Source organism: Mesorhizobium sp. M1295 (assembly GCF_040318135.1).
In the GTDB taxonomy this organism is placed as follows: Bacteria; Pseudomonadota; Alphaproteobacteria; order Rhizobiales; family Rhizobiaceae; genus Mesorhizobium.
Window position 1 is genome coordinate 1 of sequence record NZ_JAMYLU010000070.1, and the last position, 2,100, is coordinate 2,100.

A 2,100-nucleotide genomic window follows, 5' to 3' on the forward strand; every position below is an offset into this window, starting at 1 on the left:
ATTTCATCTTATCGGGGAACAGCCACCCTCCAAGGCTATGATCGGTTCCAGGGCGCGTCGCTCCCGCGATTACCCCATGTGGACGCCCCCTCGACGGCATCGATGTGCCAGAATGGTGGTGTTTGACAGCCACGTAAGAGAGGGAGCGTCCACAATGGAAGTTAACACGATCGGATTGGACCTAGCGAAGAATGTGTTTCAGGCGCATGGAGCCGATGCGGCGGGCGCCATTGTTTTCCGCAAGCAACTGCGACGCGACAAGGTGCTTGCGTTTCTCGCTGGGCAGCCGGCCTGCTTGGTCGCCATGGAGGCCTGTTCTGGGGCGCATCACTGGGCGCGCGAGATCGGCAAGCTCGGGCACACCGTTCGTCTGATCCCGCCATCCTATGTGAAGCCTTTCGTGAAGCGGCAGAAGAACGACGCCGCCGATGCCGAGGCGATCTGCGAGGCCGCACAGCGGCCGACCATGCGCTTTGTCGCCGTGAAGAGTGAGGAGGAGCAGGCGAGTGCGGCCGTATTCCGGGCTCGTGATCTGCTGGTGCGGCAGCGCACCCAGACGATCAACGCCTTGCGCGGCCATCTCGCAGAATATGGACTGGTCGTTGCCCAGGGCCCTTCTCACACCGCCAAGCTGATGGAAAAGGTAGAGGATCCTGAGGGCGATCTGCCAGAAGCAGCCCGCCTGGCCCTCACCATGCTGGTCGATACGCTGAGATCGCTGGAGGAAAGGATCAAGCAGCTCGATGCCGAGATTGCACGACGTGCCCGAGAGGATGAAGACGTGCGGCGGTTGGCAACAATCCCCGGCGTTGGTCCGATAACGGCAACGGCTCTGGTTGCACTGGCGCCTTGCGCCGCAATCTTCCGAAAGGGGCGCGACTTCGCCGCTTGGCTGGGCCTGACGCCGCTGCAACGCTCAACCGGCGGTAAACAGAAGCTCGGTGCAACATCGAAGATGGGCGAGCGTACTTTGCGTCGCCTGCTTATCATCGGAGCGAGCGCTGTCGTGCGTCATGCTCGTCGGCGAGGCATTCGTGAAGGATCGTGGCTTGGGCGCATGCTCGCCCGCAAGCCGCCAATGCTTGTGGTCGTCGCTCTTGCCAACAAGATGGCCCGCATCGTCTGGGCGCTCATGGCAAGAGGTGGGACCTACAGGGCTCCGGCCGTGGCAGCATAGCAGCTCGGTCTGAGGTCGTCGCAGGTGTAGGAAGGTCACACGGAGAGGTATGGCGCGACAGTCGATGAGAGACGGATCGGAAAAACCAGTTCAGCACAGAGCGCTTCGAGCGCGCGGTAGTGATATGGATCCGATCGGCGAACTCCCATACGGGCCGGCGGCAAATGGAAGGCCGCATCAGAGGCCGGACAGATGTCAGCACCCGACTACGCGCCGCTATACCGCCTTTCGAAGATTCTTCTTGCGCTCACGGGGGCGTCCACAGATGTGCTGAAGGTTCTGCAAAAAGTTTTGGAGAGAGAACGGCGCTTGCTCTGAGGGGCGAGCGGCCATGGCACGGTGGTGACGTTGCGATCACCGATTCCCGTGGAAGGGGAAGTGCCATGACCAATCGAGACGTTAGACTGAGCAGAGGCGAGTTGAAAGCGTTGCTGTTGTCGGATGAGGACGGCTTTCGCCAGGCATTGCAGAGTGTCGTGCAGGAGGTTCTTGAAGCCGAGATGACGGAGGCGATCGGGGCCGAGAAAGGCGAGCGGACGGCGGAGCGGACGAGTTACCGGTCCGGCTATTACGAGCGCAAGCTGGTGACGCGGGTCGGGGTGCTGGAGCTTCGCGTTCCGCAGGATCGGGCTGGCCGGTTCTCGACGGAGTTGTTTGAGCGCTACCAGCGTTCGGAGAAGGCATTGGTGTCGGCGCTGGTCGAGATGTACGTGCAGGGCGTTTCGACCCGCAAGGTGAAGGCGGTGACGGAGGAACTGTGCGGCCACTCTTTCTCGGCCTCGACGGTGAGCGAGGCGACGATGCGGCTGGATGAGGCGCTCAAGGCGTTCTTCACGCGGCGGCTCGAGGAAAGCTATCCGTATCTCATCTTGGACGCGCGCTATGAACGGGCTCGCGAGGCGGGCGTGATCGCCAGCCAGGCG

General features: G+C 62.1%; 2 protein-coding genes. Both read left to right on the forward strand.

Features of this window, described 5'->3' with window-relative positions; all coding sequences use genetic code 11:
• The first annotated feature begins 154 nt into the window (after nt 1-154).
• The gene (locus tag NKH29_RS32505; protein ID WP_352773018.1) at nt 155-1,177 is read left to right on the forward strand and encodes an IS110 family RNA-guided transposase; all 1,023 of its coding nucleotides are present in this window, start codon (nt 155-157) and stop codon (nt 1,175-1,177) included.
• A 383-nt stretch (nt 1,178-1,560) separates the two neighbouring features.
• Nucleotides 1,561-2,100: transposase (locus tag NKH29_RS32510; protein WP_353001424.1), on the forward strand; the 540-nt coding region annotated here is incomplete at its 3' end.